Source organism: Saccharopolyspora sp. 7B, from assembly GCF_020177435.1.
Classification (GTDB): domain Bacteria; phylum Actinomycetota; class Actinomycetes; order Mycobacteriales; family Pseudonocardiaceae; genus Saccharopolyspora_C; species Saccharopolyspora_C gregorii.
On the sequence record NZ_JAIUKC010000250.1, the window covers coordinates 1 to 5,870 of the forward strand.

Below are 5,870 nucleotides of genomic sequence, written 5' to 3' on the forward strand. Positions count from 1 at the left end.
CCGCCGCACCAGCGCCCCCGCCTGACCTGATCGTTTGGCGCGCACCCCGCCCGGGTAGCCCCGCGGAGACCGGTGATCCTCCACCACCCGGGAGGCAGCGATGCCGCAGACGCTGGCGCACAAGCTCATCACCGCCCACCTCACCGACGGCGAACCCACCCCGGGAACCGAGATCGGCCTGCGCGTCGACCAGACCCTCACCCAGGACGCCACCGGCACCCTCGTCATGCAGGAACTCGAAGCGTTCGGGCTGCGCCGCGCCCGCACCGAGCTCAGCGCCCAGTACGTCGACCACAACCTCCTGCAAACCGACGAGAAGAACGCCGAAGACCACGCCTACCTGCGCACCGCCGCCGCCCACTACGGGCTCTGGTACTCCCCACCCGGCAACGGCGTCTCCCACCCCACCCACATGCAGCGCTTCGGCGCCCCCGGCAAAACCCTCGCCGGCTCCGACTCCCACACCTGCGCCGCCGGATCCCTGGGCATGCTCGCCATCGGCGTCGGCGGCCTCGAAGTCGCCCTCGCCATCACCGGCGCACCACTGCGCCTCCGGATGCCGTACGTGTGGGGAGTGCACCTGGACGGGCGGCTACCGCCGTGGGTGTCGGCCAAGGACGTCGTGCTCGAAATGCTGCGCCGCCACGGCGTCGCCGGCGGCGCCGGGCGCATCATCGAATACCACGGGCCCGGCCTCGCCGAACTCACCGCCATGGACCGGCACGTCATCGCCAACATGGGCGCCGAACTCGGCGCCACCACCACCGTGTTCCCCGCCGACGACGCCGTCCACGACTTCCTGCGCGCCGAAGACCGCGAAGCCGACTTCACCCCGCTGGCCGCCGACCCCGGCGCCGACTACGACCTCACCGAACACATCGACCTGTCCACCCTCGAACCGCTGATCGCCCGGCCCCGCTCACCCGGCAACGTCGTGCCCGTCCGCGAAGCCGCCGGAACCGACATCGGCCAAGTCGTCATCGGCTCCTCCGCCAACCCCGGCCTGCGCGACTTCGCCATCGCCGCCGACATGGTCCGCGGCCGCCGCACCGCCCCGCAGGTCAGCTTCGACATCAACCCCACCTCCCGGCAGATCCTCACCGACCTCGCCGCCACCGGAGACCTCGCCGCACTCGTCACCGCAGGCGCCCGCCTGCACCAGACCGGCTGCCTCGGCTGCATCGGCATGGGACAAGCACCCGCCGAAGGCACCCACTCGCTGCGCACCTTCCCCCGCAACTTCCCCGGCCGCTCCGGCACCCCCGACGACTCGGTGTGGCTGTGCTCCCCGGAGACCGCCACCGCCGCCGCCCTCACCGGCCGCATCCCCCCCCCCCGCGACCTCGCCGTCGAACTCGGGCTGCACCCGCGGCCACGGCTGCCGCAGCACTCCGCCGTCAACACCGCCATGCTCGTCGCCCCACCACCGGCCGACGACGCCGAACGCATCCGGCCGGAGAAGGGCCCCAACATCTCCGCGCTCCCGGAGTTCACCGCCCTGCCCGACCACCTCGACGCCCCCGTGCTGCTGATCACCGGCGACGACGTCTCCACCGACGAGATCTCCCCGGCAGGAGCCCACGCCCTGCCGCTGCGCTCCAACATCCCCGAACTCGCCCGCTTCACCTTCACCCGCCTCGACCCCGACTACCCGCGCCGCGCCGCCGACACCGGGCCGCACATCGTCATCGGCGGCGACAACTACGGGCAGGGCTCCTCCCGCGAACACGCCGCCATCACACCCCGCTACCTCGGCGTGCAGCTGGTCATCGCGAAGTCCTTCGCCCGCATCCACTGGCAGAACCTGATCAACTTCGGGATCCTGCCGCTGCGCTTCACCGACCCCGACGACCACGACCGCATCGACCTCGGCGACGTCCTGACCGCCGACGGCCTGCGCGACCAGCTCCGCACCGGCGGGCCCCTCACCCTCCGCAACACCACGAAGAGTCGCGACATCACCGCCGAACCTCACCTGTCCGAACGACAAACCGAAGCCATCCTCGCCGGAGGCATCATCCCGCTGTCGGCCAACTCCCCTTAAGTCTTCGCACGATGGTGGCCAGCCTTGTTTCGGTCGGACTAGCGCTCCTACGGTGGGGAAACAGCGGTCGAGCACCTGGCCATGACGTCCCTGGCCCACATCGGAACCGCAGCGCCGCACCCGGGCACAGCCACCGAGATCACCGGTGGCCACCGCAACGCGCCGCCGCCACCGACACGCCCGGACCAGCCACCCCGGCCGCGAACAGCATTCGAACACGGGGGAGGCAGTGTGATTCTCGCGAACACCGGCAACAGCGACCGCACCGCGCACCAGCGGCACGCCCCGGTCGGACTCGAACCGCAACGCACGATCACGCCGCCCCGCGACGCCGGAGAACCCGTCAGCGGCACCCCCGGCCACCCCCGCACCCTGCGGCTGGCCGTGCACCGGCCCGACCCCGGCGTCGTCGTCGTCCCGGTCGGCGGCGAGATCGACCTCGCCGCCGCACCCCGCCTCGGCGAAATGGTCCGCCAACGCCTCACCGCCGCCGCCCTGCGCGCCGTCGTCCTCGACCTCACCGACGTCACCTTCTGCAGCTCCGCCGGGCTCGAACTGCTCCTGCACGCCCAACGGCGCGCCGAATGCCGCCGCACCCCGCTCTACGTCGTGTTCGGCACCGGAGCCGTGCTGCGGCTGATCACCCTCACCGGCCTCGCCGACCGGTTCACCAGCCGCGCCACCACCGCCCACGCCATCGCCGACATCCGCCGCCACCACCTCTGACCCCGGCCGCAGCACCTCACCCCGCGCGGCACATCGCCACCCGCGGCCAGTGCGGGAACACTGCCTGCTCGGCCGCATGCCTCGCCGCCAGCCCCGGCGACATCACCGCAGGCGGCACCTCCCGGAAACCCAGGCGCGCGTAGTACGGGGCGTTCCACGGCACCAGCCGGAACGTCGTCAACGTCAACGCCGCACACCCGAACCGCACGACCCGCGGACCCGCGTGCGCCAGCAGCGCGGCACCGATGCGCCGCCGCGCACACCGCGGATCCACGCTCACCTGCGCCACGTGCAACGCCCCGTCCAACCGCTCGGCGGCCAGGAACGCCACCGGGCCGGCCACCTCCACCGCCACCCACAACGCGCCGCGATCCCGGAACCCCTCCAGCACCCGCACCGGCATCGGCGGATCCAACGCCACCCGATCCATCCCCACCTCCCGGAAGCACGCACCCGAACGGCGCTCCACCTCCGGCAACGCCGCCAGATCGGCGGCCTCCGCGACACGAATCAGCACCACCCCAGCATCACCACCGGCCACCCGCGGCGGCAACCGAATTGCCGAACCGACCGTGTCGTTGCTCGCCACCGCGGCGAAACCCCACCGCACAGGCCCGCGACAGGGCAGACTGGCCCCGTGACCGGATCAGTGGAAGATCAGGTGGCGCAGCGGCCGATCGCATCCGCGCCCAGCATCGCCGACCCGCCGAGCCTGGTGGAACTGGCGGCCGGAACCCTCCGGCACATGATCATCAGCGGCGGATTGCGCTGCGGCGACCGCATCGTGGAGAACCGCCTCACCCACGAGATGGGCATCAGCCGCCCACCCCTGCGCGAAGCGCTGCGCGTGCTCGAACACGAAGGACTCGTGCGCCAGCTGCCCCGCAAGGGCGTCATCGTCACCCCGCTGACCCTGCACGACATCTACGAGATCGTCACCCTGCGCCGCGAACTCGAACGCTTCGCCGTCCGCCACGGCGTCCCGGTGCGCGAACCCGCCCGGCTCCGCCGCTGCCGCACCGCCCTGGACGCCCTCGCCGCCACCACCGGCGACCCCGCCCTGTTCGCCGAACGATCCCTGCACCTGCGCCTGGCCGTGGTGGGACTCGCCGGCAACGAACGCCTGGAGGACACCTGCCGCAACCTCGGCCTCCAGCTGATGCTCGCGCTCACCCTCACCCACCGCGTCGCACCCGCCCCCGACCTCGCCGCGCAACGGGGCCTGGTCGAGGCCATCGCCGACGGCGATGCCGATACGGTGCTGGCGGAACTGGCCCGCACCACCGACTCCCGCGTCTTCGACGGCGTCGAAGCGGTCGTCGACGGCCATTCCCACGACGCGGTGCAATGGCTGCGCCGCGAACGCGCCGACCCGGAGGACCCGTGAACGCCCCAGCCGAGACCGCCCGCACCATCACCATCGACGAGCACACCCCGCAGCTGGACGAGGGCGCCTGGGCCGCACCCGGCGCCACCCTCATCGGCCGCGTGCACCTGCACGCCGACGCCAGCATCTGGTACGGGGCGGTGCTGCGCGGCGACAACGAGGACATCACCGTCGGCGAAGGCAGCAACGTCCAGGACGGCTGCGTGCTGCACGCCGACCCCGGGTTCCCGGCCACCGTCGGCCGCGGCGTCACCGTCGGGCACCGCGCCGTGCTGCACGGCTGCACCGTCGGCGACCACTGCCTGATCGGCATGGGCGCCGTCGTCCTCAACGGCGCCGCCATCGGGGAGGGCTCGCTGATCGCGGCCGGAGCCGTCGTGCTCGAAGGCACCGAGGTCCCGCCCGGCTCCATGGTCGCCGGCACCCCCGCGAAGGTCCGCCGCGAACTCACCGAAGACGAACGCGCCCGCCTGCGGCTGTCCGCGGAGGTCTACGTCGCCAACGCCGGACGCCACCGCGACGCCCTGACCGGCTGACGCCGCCCGCGCGCGGCAGGGGAGGGGAGCGGTACCACCGCAACCGGCCCCGAACGTGCGAAATGCCGTGGCCCCGTCCGAAGTGGACGGAAGCCGCGGCATCTTCAGCAAGCCTGCGTGGGTCGCGAGGTCTCACTTGATGTGGCGTTGACCGTGCTCGCCGGAGCACCGCGCACGCGGTGGGCGCCGGTCCGCGACCCGGTGGGGCGCCACGTTCAGCCGTAGTGACCGGGGCTGACGAACAGAGCCTCAGCTCTGACCGCGACGGGCGGCCGAGCTCACGACCTGCGAGTGGGGGTGTCGCATCACGGTGCGAGCCCGTCCCATCTCCCGTGCCATGTCACCCAGCCAACGAACCAGACCTGCCATCTCGGCATCCCTTCACGCGTAGTGGTCCAGCCGCCACCACCCGCCCCGTGCCCCGCGAACTGGTGCGCCCCGGGTGAGCAAGTGGTGCCACCCCCGTAGTCGTCACTGGTGAACGTCGTGTTTCACCCCGCAAGTAACGAACAGGTAACGAACTCTGGTGCGGGTGGATTCACCCCACGACACCCGGATGAAACGTTTCACCACACACCAGCCGCACCCGAACCATCACGCAGGGCGACTCCCCACCGCATCCCGCACCTCTTCCACCATCGACATCCCCGACTCCCGCGCACAATGCGCACAGCAGAAGAACCGGCCGCTCACCTCCACCCCGTGCCCCAAGATCCGGCACCCGCAGTGCTCGCACTGCGGCGCCAACCGCTGCGCCGCGCACTCGAACGAATCGAACACGTGCACCCCGCCACCCGACGTGCGCACCTCGAAACTCATCCAGTACTCGTTCCCGCACACCTCGCACGTACCCATCACCACGTCGCCTCCACGATCATCGGGGACCGCGCGCCACACCGGCACGCCCTGCGAAAGGCCCCAGCATGCGAGGCCCCGCGCACCCCGGCAACCGCCATGACCTGCACGAGCGATCACCCAGCCCGGTTCGGCGGCACCCACCCCCACCGGCGATGTGCCACGATGATCGACGCTCAGCAGTGGTCTGCACCAACCCGCTCCGACCGAGGGGACACCGCATGCACGACGACCGCGCCGTAGTGGAAAAACGCCTCGACCGCATCCTCGCCGAACGACTCCGGCCCGCCGTGCACACCCGCACCCCCCCCCACCACATCCC

Annotated in this window: 6 protein-coding genes; 4 read left to right on the forward strand and 2 right to left on the reverse strand. The window is 71.9% G+C overall.

Annotation, left to right across the window (positions count from 1 at the left end):
- The first annotated feature begins 100 nt into the window (after positions 1 to 100).
- Positions 101 to 2,044 (forward strand): aconitate hydratase, encoded by a 1,944-nt coding sequence (locus LCD33_RS28120; RefSeq protein ID WP_224978473.1) that lies wholly within the window; start codon positions 101 to 103, stop codon positions 2,042 to 2,044.
- Positions 2,045 to 2,275: 231 nt separating this feature from the next.
- A complete protein-coding gene (locus LCD33_RS28125) occupies positions 2,276 to 2,770 on the forward strand; it encodes an STAS domain-containing protein (RefSeq protein WP_224978474.1) in 495 nt (164 codons plus the stop codon).
- 16 nt (positions 2,771 to 2,786) lie between these two features.
- Here the strand turns inward: LCD33_RS28125 and LCD33_RS28130 are convergent, their stop codons facing one another.
- Entirely contained in the window at positions 2,787 to 3,287 is a 501-nt protein-coding gene (locus LCD33_RS28130; protein WP_308011336.1) for a GNAT family N-acetyltransferase, read from the reverse strand.
- A gap of 120 nt (positions 3,288 to 3,407) precedes the next feature.
- Here LCD33_RS28130 and LCD33_RS28135 point away from each other — a divergent pair, with 120 nt between their 5' ends.
- Both LCD33_RS28135 and LCD33_RS28140 read left to right on the forward strand, forming a co-directional pair.
- Complete coding sequence (locus LCD33_RS28135) at positions 3,408 to 4,157, forward strand: GntR family transcriptional regulator (RefSeq protein ID WP_224963017.1); 750 nt, start codon at positions 3,408 to 3,410, stop codon at positions 4,155 to 4,157.
- Positions 4,154 to 4,693 (forward strand): gamma carbonic anhydrase family protein, encoded by a 540-nt coding sequence (locus LCD33_RS28140; RefSeq protein ID WP_224963015.1) that lies wholly within the window; start codon positions 4,154 to 4,156, stop codon positions 4,691 to 4,693. Before LCD33_RS28135 ends, LCD33_RS28140 begins: the two co-directional genes overlap by 4 nt.
- 594 nt (positions 4,694 to 5,287) lie before the next feature.
- Here LCD33_RS28140 and LCD33_RS28145 read toward each other — a convergent pair.
- Positions 5,288 to 5,548 (reverse strand): Prokaryotic metallothionein, encoded by a 261-nt coding sequence (locus LCD33_RS28145; protein ID WP_224963023.1) that lies wholly within the window; start codon positions 5,546 to 5,548, stop codon positions 5,288 to 5,290.
- Positions 5,549 to 5,870 lie beyond the last annotated feature (322 nt).

Bases quoted from the DNA above. Each gene is read 5' to 3' on its own strand.
- LCD33_RS28145 (WP_224963023.1), bottom strand. From the start codon at position 5,548: ATGGGTACGTGCGAGGTGTGCGGGAACGAGTACTGGATGAGTTTCGAG.
- LCD33_RS28120 (WP_224978473.1), top strand. From the start codon at position 101: ATGCCGCAGACGCTGGCGCACAAGCTCATCACCGCCCACCTCACCGAC.